Source organism: Dickeya sp. CFBP 2040 (genome assembly GCF_012273755.1).
Taxonomy (GTDB): domain Bacteria; phylum Pseudomonadota; class Gammaproteobacteria; order Enterobacterales; family Enterobacteriaceae; genus Dickeya; species Dickeya poaceiphila.
In genome coordinates this window covers 37,359-58,586 of the sequence record NZ_JAAVXH010000013.1, presented here as the reverse complement: position 1 = coordinate 58,586, position 21,228 = coordinate 37,359, and the positions used below count along the sequence as shown (strand labels likewise).

18 protein-coding genes, 1 tRNA gene and 1 pseudogene are annotated in these 21,228 nt (G+C 50.9%); 5 read left to right on the top strand and 15 right to left on the bottom strand.

All coding sequences use genetic code 11. The annotated features are described in order from the left end of the window. Genes gspH through gspC form a run of 6 tightly spaced genes read right to left on the bottom strand, consistent with a single transcriptional unit; the run spans position 1 to position 6,723 of the window. Positions 1-540 carry a type II secretion system minor pseudopilin GspH gene (gene gspH / locus Dpoa2040_RS01490; RefSeq protein WP_042871903.1) on the bottom strand — a complete coding sequence of 180 codons (540 nt, stop codon included), beginning with the start codon at positions 538-540 and terminating at the stop codon, positions 1-3. A gap of 2 nt (positions 541-542) precedes the next feature. Next, a complete protein-coding gene (gspG, locus tag Dpoa2040_RS01485; protein ID WP_168640042.1) occupies positions 543-1,004 on the bottom strand; it encodes a type II secretion system major pseudopilin GspG in 462 nt (153 codons plus the stop codon). A 33-nt stretch (positions 1,005-1,037) separates the two neighbouring features. Then, on the bottom strand, positions 1,038-2,264 hold the full coding sequence (gspF, locus tag Dpoa2040_RS01480; RefSeq protein WP_168640041.1) for a type II secretion system inner membrane protein GspF: 1,227 nt from the start codon (positions 2,262-2,264) through the stop codon (positions 1,038-1,040). 1 nt (position 2,265) lies between these two features. Beyond that, positions 2,266-3,762 carry a type II secretion system ATPase GspE gene (gene gspE / locus Dpoa2040_RS01475; RefSeq protein WP_168640040.1) on the bottom strand — a complete coding sequence of 499 codons (1,497 nt, stop codon included), beginning with the start codon at positions 3,760-3,762 and terminating at the stop codon, positions 2,266-2,268. Next, the gene (gene gspD, locus Dpoa2040_RS01470) at positions 3,759-5,903 is read right to left on the bottom strand and encodes a type II secretion system secretin GspD (protein WP_168640039.1); all 2,145 of its coding nucleotides are present in this window, start codon (positions 5,901-5,903) and stop codon (positions 3,759-3,761) included. The genes gspE and gspD overlap by 4 nt, the downstream gene beginning before the upstream one ends. A gap of 1 nt (position 5,904) precedes the next feature. Then, entirely contained in the window at positions 5,905-6,723 is an 819-nt protein-coding gene (gene gspC, locus Dpoa2040_RS01465) for a type II secretion system protein GspC (RefSeq protein WP_146411125.1), read from the bottom strand. Positions 6,724-7,752: 1,029 nt separating this feature from the next. Here gspC and gspB point away from each other — a divergent pair. Continuing rightward, positions 7,753-8,388, top strand: coding sequence for a type II secretion system assembly factor GspB (gspB, locus tag Dpoa2040_RS01460; RefSeq protein WP_168640038.1), 636 nt, complete (start codon positions 7,753-7,755; stop codon positions 8,386-8,388). A gap of 67 nt (positions 8,389-8,455) precedes the next feature. Here the strand turns inward: gspB and outS are convergent, their stop codons facing one another. Then, on the bottom strand, positions 8,456-8,860 hold the full coding sequence (outS, locus tag Dpoa2040_RS01455) for a GspS family T2SS pilot lipoprotein variant OutS (RefSeq protein ID WP_168640037.1): 405 nt from the start codon (positions 8,858-8,860) through the stop codon (positions 8,456-8,458). 187 nt (positions 8,861-9,047) lie between these two features. Beyond that, on the bottom strand, positions 9,048-10,259 hold the full coding sequence (alaC, locus tag Dpoa2040_RS01450; protein ID WP_168640036.1) for an alanine transaminase: 1,212 nt from the start codon (positions 10,257-10,259) through the stop codon (positions 9,048-9,050). 416 nt (positions 10,260-10,675) lie between these two features. Between alaC and Dpoa2040_RS01445 the strand changes: the two genes are divergently transcribed. Next, entirely contained in the window at positions 10,676-11,548 is an 873-nt protein-coding gene (locus tag Dpoa2040_RS01445; protein WP_168640035.1) for a D-amino-acid transaminase, read from the top strand. Between the two features lie 118 nt (positions 11,549-11,666). Here Dpoa2040_RS01445 and Dpoa2040_RS01440 read toward each other — a convergent pair whose 3' ends face one another. After that, complete coding sequence (locus tag Dpoa2040_RS01440) at positions 11,667-14,114, bottom strand: DUF3772 domain-containing protein (RefSeq protein ID WP_168640034.1); 2,448 nt, start codon at positions 14,112-14,114, stop codon at positions 11,667-11,669. Positions 14,115-14,447: 333 nt separating this feature from the next. Between Dpoa2040_RS01440 and Dpoa2040_RS01435 the strand changes: the two genes are divergently transcribed. After that, positions 14,448-14,524, top strand: a tRNA-Arg gene (locus tag Dpoa2040_RS01435). Between the two features lie 24 nt (positions 14,525-14,548). Here the strand turns inward: Dpoa2040_RS01435 and Dpoa2040_RS01430 are convergent. Further along, positions 14,549-14,647, bottom strand: a pseudogene (locus Dpoa2040_RS01430) (transposase); the annotation flags it as partial. Positions 14,648-14,877: 230 nt separating this feature from the next. Here Dpoa2040_RS01430 and Dpoa2040_RS01425 point away from each other — a divergent pair. Together Dpoa2040_RS01425 and Dpoa2040_RS01420 are read left to right on the top strand one after the other, a co-directional pair. After that, on the top strand, positions 14,878-15,459 hold the full coding sequence (locus Dpoa2040_RS01425; protein WP_168640033.1) for a bacilysin biosynthesis protein BacA: 582 nt from the start codon (positions 14,878-14,880) through the stop codon (positions 15,457-15,459). A 45-nt stretch (positions 15,460-15,504) separates the two neighbouring features. Next, positions 15,505-16,176, top strand: coding sequence for a cupin domain-containing protein (locus Dpoa2040_RS01420; protein WP_168640032.1), 672 nt, complete (start codon positions 15,505-15,507; stop codon positions 16,174-16,176). 107 nt (positions 16,177-16,283) lie between these two features. Here Dpoa2040_RS01420 and solL read toward each other — a convergent pair whose 3' ends face one another. From solL to solI, 5 genes are all read right to left on the bottom strand, one after another. Next, complete coding sequence (gene solL, locus Dpoa2040_RS01415) at positions 16,284-17,699, bottom strand: solanimycin export family MATE transporter SolL (RefSeq protein ID WP_168640031.1); 1,416 nt, start codon at positions 17,697-17,699, stop codon at positions 16,284-16,286. 275 nt (positions 17,700-17,974) lie between these two features. Next, positions 17,975-18,517 carry a MaoC family dehydratase gene (locus Dpoa2040_RS01410; RefSeq protein WP_168640030.1) on the bottom strand — a complete coding sequence of 181 codons (543 nt, stop codon included), beginning with the start codon at positions 18,515-18,517 and terminating at the stop codon, positions 17,975-17,977. A 116-nt stretch (positions 18,518-18,633) separates the two neighbouring features. After that, the gene (solJ, locus tag Dpoa2040_RS01405) at positions 18,634-19,359 is read right to left on the bottom strand and encodes a solanimycin biosynthesis MBL-fold hydrolase SolJ (RefSeq protein WP_168640029.1); all 726 of its coding nucleotides are present in this window, start codon (positions 19,357-19,359) and stop codon (positions 18,634-18,636) included. Positions 19,360-19,492: 133 nt separating this feature from the next. Then, positions 19,493-19,705, bottom strand: coding sequence for a hypothetical protein (locus tag Dpoa2040_RS01400; RefSeq protein ID WP_246867219.1), 213 nt, complete (start codon positions 19,703-19,705; stop codon positions 19,493-19,495). Positions 19,706-19,833: 128 nt separating this feature from the next. Beyond that, positions 19,834-21,114 (bottom strand): solanimycin biosynthesis cytochrome P450 SolI, encoded by a 1,281-nt coding sequence (gene solI / locus Dpoa2040_RS01395; protein ID WP_246867218.1) that lies wholly within the window; start codon positions 21,112-21,114, stop codon positions 19,834-19,836. Positions 21,115-21,228 lie beyond the last annotated feature (114 nt).

The window sequence follows — 21,228 nt, the reverse complement described above, 5'->3', positions numbered from 1 at the left end:
TTACTGCTCCGCTTCCGGCGAGGTGTGTACCTGACCATTGGTATCCACCTGTAGCCAGGCAGAGTTGCTGCCGTTGCGCAAGGTCAGACGAAATGGCGTCACTTCTCCGCCCGGCAGAATCAGAATGTTAGGGTCGCCATTACCCGGCGAAAAACCGGCGCCATCACCCGCAGCCCCCACCTGTGTAGACAGCTCAATTTGAAAGCCATCCGGCAGTTCGCTGGGTGAAGACATGCGGTACGGCTGCCAGGGCACCCAGACATAACGCAAGCGCTGCTGCTCTTGCGGCGAATTCTCCACCACCTGACGCTGCAACAACGCGTATTGCCAGCGGTGAGGCTGCATATAAATGCCCAGAATATGGTCATTCATCTGGCTGTCCTCCACCGCATACTGCAACTGTGCCTTGAAGCGGGCTACCTGCCAGCCGCTGTCCTGCTGCTTAGGCGCAGGAATCGCCATCATCACCAGCGTGGCGGCAATGCCGGCCAGCAACACCACCAGCATGATCTCCAGCAGCGTGAACCCCCGCTGGCGCACGATCAGGGGTTCCCGCTACCGTTGCTACCGTTGTTGTGCGCACCGTTGCCGACATTCCAGTTGCCGATATCGTCATCGGTATCCGGCATACCATCCGGGCCGTAAGAGAACACATCTATCTTGCCGTGACGGCCAGGGCTGACCAATTGGTATTCCGCACCCCACGGGTCTTGTGGTAAACGGCGAATATACCCATCCTGCGGATAGTTGCGCGGCTCCGGCGGCGTGGTCGGTTTTTTCACCAGCGCTCCCAGCCCTTGCTCGGTTGTCGGATAACGGCTGTTATCCAGTTTGTACATATCCAGTGCGCTCTCCAGCGCAACAATGTCGCTGATGGCTTTCTGCTTGTCGGCTTTTTCTTTGTTGCCCATCAGGTTCGGGACAACCAGACTGGCCAGTACGCCAAGAATGACGATGACCACCATGATTTCCAACAGGGTAAAACCTCGCTGACGTTGTTCCATGTTTTCCTTACCTCATTAACGTATCAATTTTCACTACATACTCATCAGGGTATTCAACTGCAGAATCGGCTGGAGGATAGCCAGCACAATAAACAGCACAATGCCAGCCATGCTGACCACCAGCAGTGGCTCGAACAAGCCCAGAGCCAGCGTCATTTGGGCGCTGAATTCGCGGTCCTGGTTATCCGCCGCGCGGGTCAACATGCCATCCAGCTCACCGCTGCGTTCACCGCTGGCGATCATATGGCGCATCATCGGCGGGAACAGCGATGTCTGCTCCAGCGCCTTGTGCAGGCTCACCCCTTCACGCACCGCATCGGTCGCCTGCCCCAGCCGGAAGCGGGCGTAATCGTTGGTCAGCACATCACCGCTGATACGCATCGCCTGCAACAGCGGTACGGCGCTGGAATTAAGAATGCTCAGGGTTCGGGCATAACGGGCGGTATTGAGGCCCCGCGCCACACGCCCGATCACAGGAAGGAACAATAAACGCCGGTGGAAGACAAGACGGTGTTTTTCCTGGCGCAATAACACACGACATCCCATTACCGCCAGCACCAGCGCTAAAACCACCCAGGGTCCGTAGGACCTTACCGCATCGCTGGCGCCCATCAGCAGCCGGGTGGAGAGCGGCAGTGCCTGTTTCATGTGGATAAACTGCTCGACTACTTTGGGGACCACGGCAGACAGCAGGATGGACACCACCGAAATCGCCACCAGCGTCAGCACACAGGGATAAATCATCGCCTGCTGAATACGACTGCGCATCTGCTGGCGCTGTTCGGTGTAATCCGCCAGCCGGTTCAGCACCGCATCCAGATGACCGGATGCTTCGCCCGCCGCCACCATGGCGCAATACAGCCGCTCAAAACTGCCGGGGAAATTGCCCATCGCTTCAGCCAGCGAATGCCCTTCCACCACTTTGGCGCGCACCGCTGCCATCAGCGCGCTCAGCTTCGGCTTTTCGCTCTGCTTAGCCACCGCATCCAGCGCCTCTTCCAGCGGCAATGCCGCCGCCACCAGCGTCGCCAACTGACGGGTCAGCAGCGCCAGATCACTGGCGCTGATACGATGCGAACGGCGTAGCGACAGGGAAAAGCCGCTGCGGGGAGCCGCCTCACCCCGCTGTTCCTCAATTTTGACCGGCACCAGCCCTTTTTCACGCAGCAGTTGACGCGCGTGACGAGCAGAGTCCGCCTCCTGCATTCCCTGACTTTTCTTTCCCTGAGCGTTCAATGCCTGATACTGGAACAGCGCCATGTCATTCCTCTTTCGTTACACGTACCACCTCTTCCCAGGTGGTAACGCCCGCCAGTACCTTGTCCAGCCCATCCTGACGAATCGAGACTCGCGTGTCGCCGAGCATCCGAGCGATAGCCAGTTCACTTTCACCACGATGAATAGCGGTACGCACCGTATCGTCGATCAACAACAGCTCATGAATGCCGGTACGGCCACGATAACCGCTATAACCGCATTGTTCGCAACCGCCGGGATGGTAGAGCGTGGTTCCCACCGCCAGACCGGTCTGTTGCGCCTGTTCGTCGTTGACGCTATAAGGCTGGCGACATGACGGGCACAGTGTGCGCACCAACCGCTGTGCCAGCACCCCCAGCAGTGACGTGGACAGCAGAAACGGCTCAACGCCCATATCCTGCAAGCGGGACAACGCGCCCAGCGCGCTATTGGTATGCAATGTGGATAACACCAAATGGCCGGTCAACGACGCCTGCACCGCGATTTGTGCCGTTTCGCCGTCACGGATTTCCCCTACCAGCACCACGTCCGGGTCCTGACGCAAAATAGCGCGCAAACCACGAGCGAACGTCATGTCTACCTTGGGGTTGACCTGAGTCTGCCCGATACCGTCCAGTTCATATTCAATAGGATCTTCCACCGTCATGATATTGCGTTCGGCGGAATTGAGGCGGCTCAGTGCCGCATACAGGGTGGTGCTTTTCCCCGAACCGGTAGGACCGGTCACCAGAATAATGCCGTGTGGACGGTGGATGAGCGTATCCAACTGGCGGCGATTGTGTTCAGCCATCCCCAGCGTCTCCAAATCCAGCCGGACGCTGTTTTTATCAAGCAGACGCAGCACTACACGCTCGCCATAGTTGGACGGCAGGGTCGAGACACGCACATCAATGGCTCGGCCACCGATGCGCAGCGCCATACGTCCATCCTGCGGAACGCGCTTTTCGGCAATATCCAGCTTCGCCATCACTTTGATACGGGATACCAGCAGCGACGCCAGTTGGCGCTGTGGCCGCAAAATTTCCCGTAGCACGCCATCAATACGAAACCGAATCAACAGGTGGCGCTCAAAGGTTTCGATATGGATATCGGATGCTTTGTGCTTGATAGCTTCGGTGAGCATGGCGTTGATAAGCCGAATTATCGGCGCATCATCGTCGGCATCCAGCAAATCGTCGCTGTCCGGCAGTTCTTCGGCCAGCGTGTAGAAATCGATATCGTTGCCGATGTCTTCCATCAGGCGGCGTGCTTCTTCTGAATCGCGCTGATAACGCATCACCAGTTGCCGCTCAAACTCTTCCGGGCTGACCTGACTGACCACCAACGCTACCCCGGCAACCCGGCGAGCCTCTAGTAACGCCAGTGCCGAGGTGCCGGGTACACAAACCGCCTCTGCAACTGTCGCCGACTCATCTTGCAGCAACAGAATTTGCTGTGCACGGGCAAACGCAAACGGCAATACAGGTCGCAAGTCAGGCGTGTGGGCGGGCTGAGCGCTCATCGCCCCTCCGGTTGATAAAACGCGGCGATGGATGACTGCACCTGTCGGAAGGTGTAGGTGTTGCCACCGGGTAAGCGCACCGTGTTGCTATCCAGCACGCCGCTGCCTTCACCGCGCTGCTGTTGCTGTTCGTTGTTAAAACTGCGGTATTTACTGATCGATGCATCCTGGAATTGTTTCGGGTCGCGGATGATGGTCGGTCGTAAAAACAGCATCAGATTGCGTTTTTTCACACTCTGGCTCTTCGAACGGAACAAATTGCCCAGCACCGGAATATCGCCCAATAAAGGCACTTTGCTGTTATTTTCATCGGTGGTTTTATCAAGCAACCCGCCCACCACGACCGTCTCGCCATTGCTCACCATAACTGCGTTATTCACCGTTCGGGTATTAAAAGTCACACCCAGTGAACTGTTGGCGCTGCTATTGCTGTCTGCCACGCTGGACACTTCCTGCTCAATTTGCAGCAACACCGAATCGCCTTCGTTAATCTGCGGTTTGACGCGCAGTTTGATGCCGACGGTCTTACGTTCGACAGTATTAAAAATGTTGTTTCCTGAACCAACCGTGGTTTGCGAGCCGGTCAAGACTGGCACTTCCTGGCCCACATTGAAGGTCGCTTCCATGTTATCCAGCGTCACAATACTTGGCGTCGCCAGCACATCATTTTTACTGTTGCTGGATAACGCCGTCATCAACATGGCCCAATTGCCACGATAAAATCCGGCTGTAATACCATTGAAATTACTGATCGCATTGGCATAGTCTGTTGTCAGCGAGCCATCTCTGCGGAACTGATCGGTTCCGATCACTGCCGTTGAAACCGGGATACCGGTATTGGTGAATTGGGTCATCCCGGCGCGATTATTGGCCCACTGAATCCCCAGATTCAGGCCATCCGCATCCTGAATTTCAGCAATGATTGCCTCCACCAGCACCTGCGGACGACGAATGTCCAGTTGATTGATCACTTGTTCCAGGTCGCGCATGATATCGGGCGGCGCAGTGATAATCAGCGAATTGGTTTGATCATGGGCGCGAACCGTCACTTCTTTACCCTGAATCATAATCGTGCGGCCACCTGAGCTGCTGGTTGAGCCAAACGCAGACCCAAATCCCATACTGGAACTGGACGACGAGGACGAGCTGCCATAAGCACTGTTAGACGAACTCACGTTACCACTGCTGTTTGAATTGTTGCCCGAACGCGAAGCAGAAGAGGAAGGGGAATGTGATGAATTCGTCGATGATGAATTACGGCTGCCGCTGGTTCCATTACCGGCCAGTACGTCTATCAGATCCAACGCCTTGGCATATTTGAGATAGATAACTTTGGTGCCGCCCTGCACCACTTGCTTGCGATCTAACTGGCGGATCATTTCTACTGCGCGCTGGCGGGCATTTTCTTCACCGCTCACCACCACCGAGTTGGTACGGCTATCCGCCACCACGTTGGCCAGCATAGTGCTGGGCAACGCGTTTTTCTCATCGCTCTTGCTGAGATCGTTCACCAGCTTGGCAACATCTTCTGCCGACGCATAGGTTAACGGGACGGTAATCATTTCACGATCACCGGTTTTATCCACGGTATTGACAATATCCACCAGCCGTTTGATCACTGCAGCACGCCCGGTCATCAACAACACGTTGGACGGTTCATAATGCACGACAGTACCGGCGCCGGCGTTATCGTTGAGTTGCCGCAGCAATGGCGCCAGATCACGTGCCGCCACATTATTGAGCGGCACGACTCTGGTGACCAATTCATCGCCGATGCCAGGCCGTTCGTTATTGGCCAGCGGAATGGAAGACGATTTAGCATCTTTGGAACGGATGACTTTCAATACGCCGTTATCCATCGGCACCACAGAAAAGCCATAGACATCCAGCACGCTAAGGAAGAACTGGTAGTACTGATCTTCGTTCATCATGTCATAGCTGCGTACGCTGATGGTGCCGCGAACCGTCGGATCAATAATCACCGTTTTGTTCAGGTTTTTGCTGACTGTATTGATGAATTCCTGAATATCGGTTCCTTTAAAACTGGCTGAAAACTCAGCGGCCCAGCCACACGGCGAACCAAGCAGGAGAACGGTTAACCCCAGCCACCCCCAGCTTTTTTTTATTCCTTTGCTAAACACGTTACTCGTCTCCACCTAATTCCATATAAATATCCTGACGCTGACCATCGCGTTCCACCGTCAGGGTAAAGTTATGCACATCCGCCATACGCTCCATGGCTTTTTTAGCTTGTTCCTCGTCACGCAAATCCAATCCGTTTAGGGCAACAGCCATATCATTATCCTGAAGCCCGACGCGGTAGAACGAATCGCTTTTCGGTCCCGGACTCAACCGATACCCTTGCAACTTGCTGCCGTTCATAGCCGGGGAGAAAGAGACATAATCGCTCATGGCGGTAGAAGCGCGTTGCTGAAGTTGCTCAGTGACCTGAGCACCGACTACGCCGTCCGGATTGGTTTCTTCCTGACCGTATAATCCCAACACTTCATAACGCCCCTGATACTGCAGCACGACTTTATCTGGCTGGATCGACACAATCCGGGCGTTATAACCGGGAACCTCTTCATTCACGCCACGGCTAAACTGCTCACCACCCTGGCTGATGATGGCAATAGAACGCGAAGCATCACTGCCAGCCATGACACCAGTGAGGGAAAGATTCAGCGTAGAAGGTGGCAAATTGCCCATTTGCGACGCATCCAGCGTACCCGCTTTGCTTTTTTCGGGAGAAACGCCGAATAACGTGAAGTCATTCAGGGTGACTGGTTGCTGCTTAGCCTGCGCCGGGATGATCTGCACACTGGCAACCGGTGTACTGTTCGGTAAACCAATACGCCAGAAAATCATGGCCAATTGCTGACAAAAGAGCAGCATCAGCAGATAAAATAAAATCCGTCTGATAACAGACGGTGATAACGGTGGCAGTTTCGAGATACTCATCTGCAAACATTTCCCTTGTGTTCGCCGATTATCCTTGTCACTTCGTAACGTGGAATAAGGGCCATACGGCACGATTTTTGAAGAAACCCTTGTCTAAAAACCGTACCTTCTGCATTTATGCCGTATTGATGTGGTACCAGCTATATAAATCGCCCAGCAATCGAACTCAGGATAACCTGGGTGAATGGCAAGGTAATTATTCCGGTTTGAAATTATTATTTTTTCCTGTTCTCTGGATAACCGCGCCTATGTAACCGATAACGCTCGTCTGTCGCTGAATCAGGAACAGGCTTATACCCATCATACTTCAAGTCGCAGGTGCGTTGGCTTTATTACCCCGTTGCCGCGTGACAAGGCTCTAATCAGCCTTGCCCTAACGGGCCAACGCGTTGCGTTGTTCAACATGCGAGCGTGTTGTCCTGCAACTCGAATTATTTAGGGTATATATTCTACGCCGCATAAAATCGAACATTATTTACACATTCACGCACTCATTCCATTAAGCAGCTAAATATTACCTAATAACGCAGAAAATAAAATAACCTTGCAACACATTGAATACGTAATATTGCCGACACGCGCATCCCAGGGTGGCGTCATCCTTTTATTTTGACACCCGGTTATCGATGCTGAAGATAAGGACGATAGCAATCTGAGCTGTGGACACATTAACCGTTCATAACCACACAGTAATCAGCAAGTGTTATTAGTTACTTCGCCACGGGTTCATTATCTGCATTGTCTGCGCCACATGTCGTCCATCCGGTGAAATCAACAAAACGAAACAGCGATGACACGATAGTAAAACGCCGTTTCATTAACACATATTGCGGGATTTTTTTTTGCGACCAGCCTCAAACTTTTACTGGTATTAGTGATCATCGTAATAGAACATCGCCGAAATGACATTCAGGTCACATAAATGGGATAATACATTGATTATTCCTTTATCATTCCCTGAAGAATAAGGCATTCGCGCCAGGGTGTGTTCACAAAAAGCGTCAGATTGCATAACGTTTGAGGTAAAACGTGAAAAATACACCGCAAGTGTCATCATCGTCTCAGGCAGGTTACCGTATTCCCGGTCATGTGCTGGCTGTCTACGCACTGTTGCTGTTTTCGCTGGGCTGGCTTGCTCATCAACATTGGGCAGATGTCAGTTCTCCTCCCGCTCCTGTCGATGCGATTGCCGCTTCGCCACCCACTCCTATAACGACGACAGCCGCGGCTCACGAAAAACCCATCAACATGACGTCTCCACCGGCAACTAAGACACTCACGGAAAGCCAGGAAACCGCAGCGGCATCATCAGATATCGCCGTCGCAATAGAACAGTCGCAAAAAGCGCCGTCAGGCTGGCAAAAAGCCAAATCCGGCGAACTACCCTATATCGCCTTTAGCGCACATGTTTATACGTCCGCGCCAGACAAACGCAGCGTCACACTGAACGGGGAGCGCTATCAGGAAGGAGATAGCCCGTATCAGGGGCTGGTGATCGAGCAGATTGAACAGGATATGGTGATCTTCAGCTTCAATGGTGAGCCGTTCATTCTTGATTCATTACAGGATTGGCCAGGTGGAAAACCGGGAACCGGTATCGTGGAAGGGAATATGCCACAAACCTCTGCAAAACCAGAAAAAACCGTCAGAACCACGAAAAAGTAATACAGCAACTGCCAGATATGCAGTTGCTTCCATCTCTCAGTGAACGACCATTCAGTGAATGGCCATCTCAGCGAACGGCGCGCATAGTGTCAAGAAACGGCGTCATGGAGCGGTTGAACGAGGAGCATTGTGAATTCCTGGGCGTGCCATCCTTCAACAACCCCTGATACAGATTCTCACTCAATTGCGGTAACGACTGATAACGCGTCGTGTCCCAGCCTTTTTGCGCAGCCACCTTCACCGCCGTTTTCAGCATGACGCTGTCATCCGGCAAATCGCTGCGCTCACACTGCATCCGAAGATATTTGCTGGCCGCAACTAATGATGCCAACTGGTTGATTTGTTCATTGACCGGCACGCTGGTGGTGCTGCGGGAGGAAGTGGTATTTTTCACCGGCGCTGACGTCTGACAGGCCGCCAGACTCAGGCAACAGACACCCAAAAGAACGACGTTTAATGAAGATAAATGCATGAATCGACTCTTCTTATTGATTAAGTTCCATCTATGGAAGGCCCAACCTGGGCACCCTTTTAGCAAAGCATTATCCCTTTGTCGCCACAAGTAGCGACAAAGGGCAGCGTGATCAAACTATCAGAAAAACATGACCCCCCGTCTACCCGGAGGACTTAGAGCCTATTCTATTAGAACCTATTGGCTATTATTTGCCAGATAACACGCCATCAGCCCGGAACATGGCTTTGATACCGCGTACCGCCTGACGAATACGGTCCTGATTTTCGATCAATGCGAAACGCACATGCGTGTCGCCGTAATCGCCAAAGCCAATACCGGGAGAGACACAGACTTTCGCCTCCGCCAACAGACGCTTTGCGAACTCCAGCGACCCCAGGTGTGCATAGGCATCCGGAATTTTCGCCCACACGTACATTGACGCCTTCGGCTCATCCACCATCCAGCCAGCTTCATGCAGCCCTCGCACCAGGACATTACGGCGCTGGCGATACTGCCCGGCAATATCGCGCACACACTGCTGATCACCTTCCAGTGCCGCAATCGCCGCTACCTGCAACGGCGTGAACGTACCATAGTCGTGATAACTTTTGATGCGCGCCAGTGCGCTCACCAATTCCGGGTTACCCACCATAAAGCCAATACGCCAGCCCGCCATGTTGTAGCTCTTGGACAGCGTAAAGAACTCTACTGCGATCTCTTTAGCACCGGGAACCTGCATGATCGACGGTGCTTTCCAGCCATCGTAGACGATATCGGCATATGCCAGATCATGGACCACCAACACGCCATACTGCTTAGCCAGCGCTACGACGCGCTCGAAAAAATCCAGCTCGACACACTGTGCAGTCGGGTTTGATGGAAAACCCAGAATCATCATCTTCGGTTTTGGAATGCTCTCGCGGATCGCCCGCTCCAGCTCATTGAAGAAATCAACGCCTTCGATCAACGGCACCGAACGCACCTGCGCGCCGGCAATCACCGCACCATAGATGTGGATAGGATAACTGGGATTAGGCACTAACACCGTGTCGCCGTGATCAAGTGTCGCCAGCATCAAATGCGCCAGCCCCTCTTTCGAACCAATGGTGACAATCGCTTCGTTTTCCGGGTCAATCTCTACCTGATATCTATCGGCATACCAACGGGAAATCGCCCGGCGCAATCGGGGAATACCGCGCGATGTGGAATAACCGTGGGTGTCTTCACGCTGGGCTACCGTACACAACTTCTCGACAATGTGCGGCGGTGTGGGACCATCTGGATTGCCCATGCTGAAATCAATAATGTCCTCGCCCCGACGACGGGCAGCCATTTTTAATTCAGCGGTAATATTAAAAACATAAGGAGGGAGACGATCAATGCGCGCAAAACGGCGCGGGGAATTAGAATCAGCCATAATATCCTCAGAATAACGTGAGCGCCCGGACCGTCCGAGCGACGCCTGACCCGCGCAACGGGCCGTTATTCACCCTATCGGAGTTAGCTGGTGCTGTCGATAGTGCACTGATTATTTTTTACCAATCGTTTTGCGCCTTGCCAGTCGGTTTTCAAGGGTAATGACTGTCGGTATCTTCACAGATCGTTTTCCTATGAAAGACCGTAGCAACACGCTTTCACCCACACGGGGAAATCAGTATCTTTATGCGCGATTACGACGTGCGATACGCTTTGCCCCTAATGCCTTTGACTGCTGCCGGCAGAACTGCCCGTCTGATTCCTGAATTTTTTCTCCGCATGTCTGAAGCCGTCGCATCTCATCAATACGGCGCTGTGACATGGTTTTTATGTCCGACATCATTAAGGAGTGTTGTCATGCAGCGAATAGTTTATGTTGATGGCCATTATCTGCCGGAATCCCAGGCCACCATTTCAGTGTTCGACCGCGGGTTTCTGTTTGCCGATGCCGTATATGAAGTGACGTCTGTTATTAACGGCGGCCTGATCGATCTGGATGCCCATCTGGCGCGACTACAGCGCTCCTGCCGCGAACTCTCTTTGTCGCTACCGGTGTCGAACGATGACCTCAAAGCCATCCACCGGCAACTGATTGAACAAAACACCCTGCAGGAAGGCTCGATTTACCTTCAGCTCAGCCGTGGCAACGGTGGTGATCGCGATTTCTACTTTCCATCAGCCGATATCAAACCTACGCTGGTCCTGTTCACTCAGGCTCGCCCGATTATTGCTCATCCCAAAGCAGAAACCGGGTTGTCAGTGGTCACCTGTCCAGATATCCGCTGGCACCGCCGCGATATCAAAACCGTCAGTTTATTGGCAGCCTGTATGGCTAAAGAATACGCACATGCCCATCACGCAGACGATGCCCTGTTAGTCGAAAACGGTTTCATCACCGAAGGCACCTCCTGCAATGGTTACATCGTGCTGGAAAACAATACCGTAGTTACCCGCCCGCTGAGCCACGATATCCTGCACGGCATCACTCGTCAGTCGCTGCTGGCGTTGGCGGAACAACAACAGATTTCAGTAGAAGAGCGCCCCTTCACGCCAGAAGAAGCCTGGCAGGCACGGGAAATATTTATCACTTCAGCCACGTCATTGGTGTTGCCGGTTGTGAAAATCGATGGTCGTCAGGTGGGTGACGGCAAACCAGGACCTATCACTCGCCGTCTGCGTGACATCTACATCGACATGGCTCACGCTCAGACACGCACGCCATTACGATAACGGCCTCACCACGTTGCAGACCGGCTCCCCGATGAACGATAAAAGCCGGTCTGTTTTCTGCATCGCAGCACTTGTTCCACGACAATCGCCACGTATTACTACTATTTGGGTAACGTATCTATTGGTTGGGTAACGCATCTATTGGTTGTAGCGCGGAAATATCGATGTTGCTTTCCAGCACCATTTTTTGCGGCACTGCCAGCGGAATATTTTCTGCTCTCAAGCGCTTGATGATATCGAACAACAGATCGCTCTTAGCCGACGCCACCGCTCGCGGGCTGCTTACATAACCGGTCACGCTAAGCACCATGCCGTTTGGCGTTAGTTGGCTGAACATCACCGACGGTGCTGGCGCTTCCAGAATTTTTTCATGCTCATCGTAGGCATTCAGCAGAATGTTTCTGACCATTTCTGGATCAATATCCAGCGGGAAGGTCAATGCCAGTGTTGCCACCCCTTGTGGGTTACCCATCGTAATATTGCGCACATTCTGTGAAATGAACTGGGAATTAGGCACAATCACAGTAGAGCGGTCTCCTAACTGAATTTCTGTAGCACGCACATTGATACGGCGAATGTCCCCTTCCACCCCACTGATGTTGACCAAGTCGCCCACTTTGACGGGTCTCTCCGTCAGCAAAATCAACCCGGAAATGAAGTTCTTCACGATTTCCTGCAAGCCAAACCCGATCCCAACCGACAGGGCACTGACAATCCACGCCAGTTTGCTCCACTCGATCCCCAACGTCGCCAACGTCAGTAAAATAATCAGGATGTAGCCGATATTGGAATACAAGGTCACCAAAGAGGCTTTAATACCGGCGTCCAGCATCGTTTTCGGGAAGAATTCGTTTTCCAGCCAACGGCGGGAAACGCGCAAACTATAAATACCTACCACCAGCAAGATGACGGCATTGACCAGATGAGCAGGCACAATGCTGATGGATTCCAGACCTTTCCCGCCCCAGATTTCTGCTACTTTCTGCACCAATTCAACCGGCGTGGTGGAACCGAATGTACCATTCAGCAATGCTACAACAGCCATGAAAATCAGCAGGACTTTCAACGCAGCGGACAAAACCGTCGCCACCTGATCCAGATGACGGTCATCTAGATTCAGCGTGTGCTTTATCTGTCGGCCACAGGCGAATTCAGGTGAAAACAGGCTTTCGCACACATCCTCCACAAAGGTGGTCGATAGATACAGCAGGGATAACACCATGCCAACCCACACCAGTTCGTACGTCAGAAAGCTCGCCAGCGAGATATAGCCAATCAGCAGCGCCACCAGTACCGCAAGCGTAGTCAACAGAACGGCCAGATGAATCAACCCCGCCAGTGTTGAACGGGCTTCAGGCGTTTCACCCGCCTCCACCATACGCCGACGAACCTGATCGCTGCGCAGGGCTATTGCCCCGGATGTCAGAGCCAAAAACAGTGACGATAATCCGCTACCTACTATTGTCACCCCCACAGAAATACCGCTGACGGTATTAATCTGTTCAATGACGCCAAAAATGACAATAAAGCTGGTAATCGCTACCGAGAAAGGCTTCATCGCTTTCGCCACCGGGTTCGCAATCGCCGGTAACCGCCACGATGGGCGTTCGTTAGAAAGAAAGGCTCGTCCGACTCCAGAAATCATGGAGCAGAACACAACCAGCCGCACCAGCCCATCCATAAAACCTTCGGCGCGGTCAGTCACATCGCCATGACGGGTGAAGACATAATCCACTAACAGGATCGCACACCCCATCATCAGCACAGTAGAAAACACCACGGCGATAGCCAGGAAGCTGCGTCGCAGACGCCCCTTTGGCAGCAGGTGAATGCCTGCAAGCGCCAGATATTTCTCCAGCAGCTTCCGCCCTGCCGTACCCAGTGCCACTGCCAGCAACAGGAAAAACGCCGAACCATAACGCCATTCAGGTTGCCAGGCTTCAATAAACAACGCCGTAAGGTCGTCTTTCAAATCCGATAACCGCTCAATATCTTCCTGTACCGGCTTGATAATAGGTGACCAAAAATGGCTGCCAAGAATACTGCCGGAGTTAAGCGCCAACTGGTTCTTCAGTAGATTACGACGCAATGCCAGAATCTGCGTAGACAGGTTCTCAGCGCCGGTTTTTATCGCCTGCACCTGGTTGAACTGCGAATCCAGTTTCTGCTTTTGTTGATTGAGCGTGGCACGTTTACGTGTAACTTCTGCGGTTTCGCTTACAGCAGCCTGGGGCTGTGGCGCGGGTCCCAGTACGTCCAGTTGAGCTTGCAACTGCGCACGCATCGGCGTCAGAACACCGACAAGCTTATCCGCACTGGCAACCAGTTCCCGCGTGGTATCATTTAGTGCGTTGAGTTTGGCGTCGGCATTAGCGCCGGAAACCTGCTGTTTGATACCGTCCAGCTGTTTTTGCAGCTTCACCAGTTCGGTATCCACATTCACCTTTTCCGTGGTTTCGCCCTGCCCATCAGGCGCAGGGTCCGTCGCCGCAACACTTACCGAGCTGAAGGCAAACAGCGCCATCAGCAATATACACCCGTACACTCCAACCAGACCTTTACGCATCACTCAATGTGCCCTTGCCCTTGATACGGTAGTCAGCCAACACAGCAATCTCTCTGCGCAGGTTGCCTATTAATAAGCCTACAGGGCTACCTGCAGGCGAGATGGTTAATAACTTACTCAGCAATGGAAGTAAAACTCAAACAGATATCGCCGAAACTGCTCAGATTGCGAATCCGCATCCAATATGCCGGTGTTATTTGCCGTCATAGCAAGGGACAATACGATGGTTGTTCAGGGATTCGCCGACCGGTCCGAATCACGCGCCAATTCATTGACTCATCAGTGATGCCGGGTATAATCCAGCCCACATCGCCAAGCGTTACCCTATTCAAGGCGCCCTTAGCTCAGCTGGATAGAGCAACGGCCTTCTAAGCCGTAGGTCACAGGTTCGAATCCTGTAGGGCGTACCATTTTCAAATAAACAGACATCAACCTATCCCTGCTTCGCGGCAAACATCCTTGACGATATGGCCGGTTTCAACGAACTTGAGAACGGCAATAATCTGATGCTCAGTAAATCGAGCTTTGCGCATAGCGAGCTCCTCAAACGGGCATAATCAGCATGTCGGAATATCTCTAAAAGTGAATGCCTCGGCTCACAGGGATATTTACAATTATAAATAATAAATTACAACTGCGAGCCTTAATTAATTGTTAAAATCGCCTTACTGATTAAATGGACTATCAGTAGTAATTATACGTTCAGACCGTTAGGTTTATGAATTATTATTACATTATTGTTACATGAAAGGAATCTATCATCATGATTATTGTAAGTGATCGTGTTAATAGCATCCGTGATTCACACGTCCGCCTTGGTACACTCGGCCCAGAAGGAACCAGTAGTGAATACGTAGCTAAAAAATTCATAAAAAATCATTTAGACAGCAATAATACGGAATGTGAAATAAAACTATATAACACGTTCGAAGAAGCCAGAGAAAAACTCCTTGATGGTTCAATAAATTATATACTCTGCCCTCATGCTTATAAAAAAATAAACGATTTTTATATGAGTCCTCTCATCTCTCTGATAGAGATATTTCAATGTGATACACCTATGTATGGTGTAGCAGTAAGGCAAGACTATTCATTTGAAAATAAAGATCTTGAAGAACAAGTCATCGTGAGCCATTCAGCACCTCTGGAATTAGTAACTAATTACCTGGGGAAAAAAGCAAATTTCCATATAGTAAACTCAACAAGCAAGGCTGCTGAATTGGTTTCTAATGGCGATTTCAACTTAGCTATCACAAATGAAGAAGCCGTGAAAAAATTTGGTCTGAGATTTGTGTATGAGTTTAAGAGAATTTCAATGAGTTGGTCACTTTTCGGCAGAGTATGAATTCGCCACTATTTATTAACTAATATACTAAAAAGGATTTTGTATATGAAAAAAGAATTTTTTCCGCAAGCAAACCTGATTGAATGGGAAAATGGTGTCCGACAGTATAGTACAAGCCGTGGCGATACCGAAATTTTAATTAGCTATATCCCACCAAAGACTATTGTAAAAGCCCATGGTCATCACCAAGCCCAAATCGGTATGATCCTCAAAGGTGAGCTTTACATGGAGGTTGGCGGCGAATCCAGAGTTATGAGGCCCCTGGAATCCATTTATGTTTCACCACCAAATATATTGCATGGTGGTGAAAACAAGACCGATGAGGAAGTTATTGCGATTGACATTAAAAGATTCAAAAAAGGTGAGGATTACTCTTTAGAAAATCGGTTTTTTAAGACTATACATAAAGAAGAAAAGTTAATGAACGTCATGGATGTTCAATTCTTCCATGCTAATTGGGCAGAGATAATGCTAGTCGACATACCTTGTAACGGTGGGGCGATGCCTAAGCACAGACATAAGCATGAGCAAATAGGGATCTGTATTGGTGGAGAATATGACATGACCATAGAAGACGTTAATACGACCATGAAATTTGGAAAATCATATTTTTGCCTGGAAAATGAGTTTCATAGCGCCATAAATAACAGTGATGAAAATGCCAGGTTAATCAATATCTTCATCCCTCCACGTTATAATAACGCAGCAACTGCGTGAAAAATCTGGCAAGAAAAGCGTGCAGCATACCGACACCCGCCCGGCGGTTGCGACGTCCCCATGCGTACCGGTAGTTCCGCACCGGACGGGCACGCCGCGCGCGGCTCTCAGACGGTGTCGGGCTGTTTCTGCGAAGCGCCCTCCAGTGAATGCGTTAACCGTGAGCGTTGCCAGTCAATGCGCTCAAAGAACATGATAGTCAGCCCCGCCATCAGCAGGTTAGTGATGGGAAATGCCCACCACAAACCGGATACACCAAGCGACGTATAGTGCGATAACCCCCACGCCAGCGGGATTTGCATCAGCCACTGAGAAACCAGCGCCAGCGCCATCGTCGTCATGGTGCGCCCTGTGGCGCGAAACGCGCCGTTTAACGCCATCTGTAAGCCAATTAACCCATAACTGGGGGCAATCAAGTGGAAGAACTGCATTCCGTGAGCAATCACCAGCGGCTGATTAGGGGCAAATGTGCCGATAATATAAGGGCTAAATACCACCCCTAGCAGGCCAATCACAGTCAGTATCAGAAATGAAATCGCGCCACTGAGTCGGCCAATCGCCCGCGCGCGTTCAGATTGTCCGGCACCGACATTTTGCCCCACCAACGTTGCGGTGGCGATTGACATCCCTATCGCTGGCACAATCACCAGCGCATTGATATTAATCACCACACCGTACGCCGCAGTGACATCGGTGCCCAGCCCAGTCACCAGCGTCATCATGCCGCTTGCGCCCAGGGCGTGCGCGCAGAGTTCAATGGATGCAGGCATGCCAAGACGCGCGACGGATTTCACCATGTCTATTTTGGGTTTCATCGCACGAAAAGAGATCTTAAGGCCCACACGACCAAAGCGTAATACCAGTAACCCCGCGACCAGCGCAATGCCCTGATTAATCAGCGTGGCGATCGCCGCCCCGGCTACGCCAAAGGCAGGAATCATGCCATAACCAAAGATAAATAGCGGGTCCATGATGGCGTTAAGAATCAGCGTGCCCAACGTTATCAATAATGGAATACGCACTTCACCCGCGCCTCTCATCAAAGATTGCAGCATGACAAAACCAAAGGTAAACATTTGACCACCGAGGAGCACACGCAAAAAGCCAAGGGCATCAGGAAAGACGTCTTCCGGAGTGCCCAGCACGTGCAACATCCAGGGGGCAAGAAAATACCCCGCCACCGAGATAGGTATTGCAAATAACAATGCCAGCATGAATACCTGGGCTGCAATATCATTTGCCTGCCCATGCTGGCGAGCGCCGATACACTGCGCGACTAATGTTGTTCCCGCTATGCTCAACCCTAACCCGAAAGCAAAAGCAAGAAAAATGATGGGCTGACTTACCGATATCGCCGCCACGGCCTTCTCACCCAAACGCCCCACCCAGAACGCATCAACCATGATGTATCCTGACTGTAAAAGATTGGCCAAAATAACGGGAACACCTATTTTGACCAGTGAGTGTAATATTGAACCTTGCAACAAGGTATTTGATGTTTGATTAGCGAGTTCAGAAGACAAGAATTAATCCCTTAATATAAGTGGTTATATATCCTAAATAATTCGCGTTTCAGAACAAAGCGCATTGCATGTTGAATAATGCAACTCCTTGCTCCTTCAGAGCAAGGCTCATTATGAGCCTTGCAATGCGGCCACTGAGCCATTCCCCGGTAGCTTATTCAAATCAGTCACCGGAGTGAAGCAAAGCAGCCAACGGACATCAGCCTGAAATATGACGGGTATAAAATATGCATAATTGGCTCATTCCACCATGCAACTTGATTACGTCATCATGATCAAGCCCCCCCAGGTAAGTTACTCTCCCGGAAGATAAGTAGCTTGCCGAGCAACTCCTGCCGAATTCTATTATCCTGACCGATAGTGGAAATATGAATACTCATTAGTGCCCTGTCCGGTTTGGCGGGTGAGATATCTATTTCGGTAATCTTTGCTTTTATTCGTAAAACATCACCAGGTCGTGTAGGACGAAGCCAGGTAATCTTCTCAACACCTTTCCCGATGATACCATGTGCCAGAGGTAAGCTTTTCACCAGCAGAGTCATAGTGATACTTACTGTATGCCAGCCACTCGCCGCCAGCCCTCTGAAGAGGGAATCTTTTGCCAGTTTATCGTCCATATGAAAAGGTTGCGGGTCATATTTCATCGAAAATTCGATTATTTCTTCCGCGCTGACATAATACTCTGGGCTATAAAAAACCTGGCCGATTTTAAGGTCATCCAGATATAATTTGGATAGCGTTATGTCCCTTACTTCACTTCCTATAGAGTATTCTTCAGCACTATTCAAATAGCCGATTGAATAATTTTCATCTTGCATATTCACGAGCCTCCCTTTCCAGCATGAACATATCCGCCGGATGCTCACAGTTCACTACTCCAATAGACTGTGTCTTCCATTCGCAACCGTCGGTTAAAATTAGCGACATTACTCGTCTATGAAAAGGCCATCCAACCGGTTTTATTTTGGCCTTGTCTCATCCGAAATTTTGTAAAAATGTCTGCATTATCAAACGATAAATAAACGTTATAACGAAATATCTGCTCAAACATTAAACCGGGCTGATGCACATAACTGTGACCGGGATAAATACGAACCTGTCCAGGTAAAATCGCCTTGAGACGTTCAATACTCGAAAACAAATTTGCAGCAGCTGTATTATTGGCACACAGCCCACATCCCTCTATGAATAGCGTATCGCCAGTAAATAGGTGCTGACCGATCCAATAACACGTACTTCCCGGCGTATGGCCCGGCGTAATTATTGGACGAATCAACATTCCTGCTGTTTCCCAGGAACGCTCTTCAAACGCACGCATAGAGGGAATAGTAAAACCCGAAGACTCCACCTCCTTACGTGATATCCACACCGGGCAATGATGTTTATCTGCCAGACACTCAGCAAGATCAATATGGTCAGGATGAGCATGAGTTATCAGTATTCCCGCCAGATCTGCATTGGCATTCTTCAGCATGGCTTCCAGTGTGTCTATTTCCCATGCCGGATCAATCAACAACGCCTGGCCCAGGCGACGGTTAAGCACCATATAGTTGTTATTAATAAAGCGACCACGACTGACTTTTAACGTCGTCACCGCAATATCGTCTGATGAAGTCGTGCGTATTAACGCCGACGACACCTTCTTATTTTCCAGCCACATCGCACTTACTCCGAACCGTCAATCGTACAGAACCTCATTCCCCAACCGGGAATGAACACCAGGCATCGTTGTGTTCAAGAACCTCCAATACGTCAACTCGAACACCGGAGGTGTTATGCTGATATCACCGAACCTATTTCCGGTTAATGTAATAGTTTTCTCTAACCATTAACGACGGAATTGAACGCGATGGCGTCAAAGGCGCAAAATAAACCGTCATCACAGGAATATCGAATTTCTCACCGATGGATATCGCCAGTGGAACAACCTGATTCACCACGGTGATCAAGCGGCTATTTCTAGCCGCTTCAATTGTCTGTGCCTGTTTGCCCCAAAGAGACATCAATTAACTGACGACTCCCGACATTTTTTTCACACCCTTGCAGGACAAATCCCCATCCATCAATTCTTGTTCAACCGCTCTCGTCTCTGGAAGCGACCGTGATATTTCAGCACGCTTTCCACCTCTAAGACTTACTCTTTAGGAATGATGACTTTCATGCTCTCAAAACCATGTAAAAAGTTAGAGTAAATACGTTCCGGTTCTTCAAGCACCTCGATTTTGGAAAAACGCTTGAGAATTTCTTCCCAGACAATCGCCAGTTGCATTTCGGCAAGCCGACTGCCAAGACAGGTATGGATACCCACACCGAAGGAGAGATGCCGGCGGGCACGCTCACGGTCAATGTTGAAGACTTCAGGCTCTTCAATTGCCGAGGCATCGTGGTTGCCAGACGTATACCACATGACGACACGGTCACCTTCCTTGATGGTTTTACCACGCAGTTCAATATCGCGGTTGGCAACACGGCTCATAAAGTTGACTGGGGGATGAAAACGCAGCGTTTCCGATACCATCGGCATCACCAGTTCAGGATTCGCCTTCAACTTGGCAAATTCCTCAGGGTATTTATCCAGCAAGTACAGGCTGCTTGAAATGGTATTACGTGTCGTATCGTTACCACCGATAATCAGCAGCACGATGGTGCCGCGATACTGCTCCAGGGTCATCTCGCAGGTATCAGGATGATGCGCCAGCATGGAGATAAGGTCATAGCCTGGCGGCGCATTACGACGTTTTTCCCACAGCTCTTCAAACACCTGATAGCATTTGATGGTCTCTTCCGCCTTCTGCTCCCAACTGGTCACCGGGCCATGTCCCGGCTCGAACATCAGCAGGTCAGACCAATACGTCAGCTTACGGCGCTCTTCAAAAGGAAAATCAAGCAGCGTTGCCAGCACCGTTGCCGTCATCTCTTTGGAAACCCGATCCACCCAGTCAAAGGGTTCGCCAATCGGCAAGGCGTCGAGAATAACTCCCGCACGCTCACGCATGATCGGTGCCATTTTCGACAGATTGGAAGGCGCTACCGCCGGTGCTACCGCCTTGCGGTGTTTGGTGTGCTCAGGCGGGTCCATCGTAATGAAACCCACGTTCTTGCGCCGTTCATGGCCGAGCGCCTGCATGGCCTCTTCGAGTCTGTTCTTCTCTTCAATCGATTTCAGATCGATATTTTGAGTAGAGGTGAAATCGCGGTGATTGGTTCCAACCGCACGGATATCGTCCCACAATGTAATTGACCAATAAGGCCCAAACTCGCTTTCCGGTGTGAAATGCACCGGGTCTTCACGTCTGAGACGCTCGAACACCGGCAATTCAGTCGCATTCACGAAACGATCCCGACGCGCAGGGTTCAATTTCTCCAATGGGATAGCATTAACATCTTCAACAACATCCTGTAATTGTTTAGTCATTTTCATCCACTCATTACGTTTTTAAAGCGTACTACCGCACCATCCACATCTGCATCGACAGTGCGATAGCACCGGGTTGCAGAAAGAGCCAACCCTGCCCTTGCTGCAGTACGG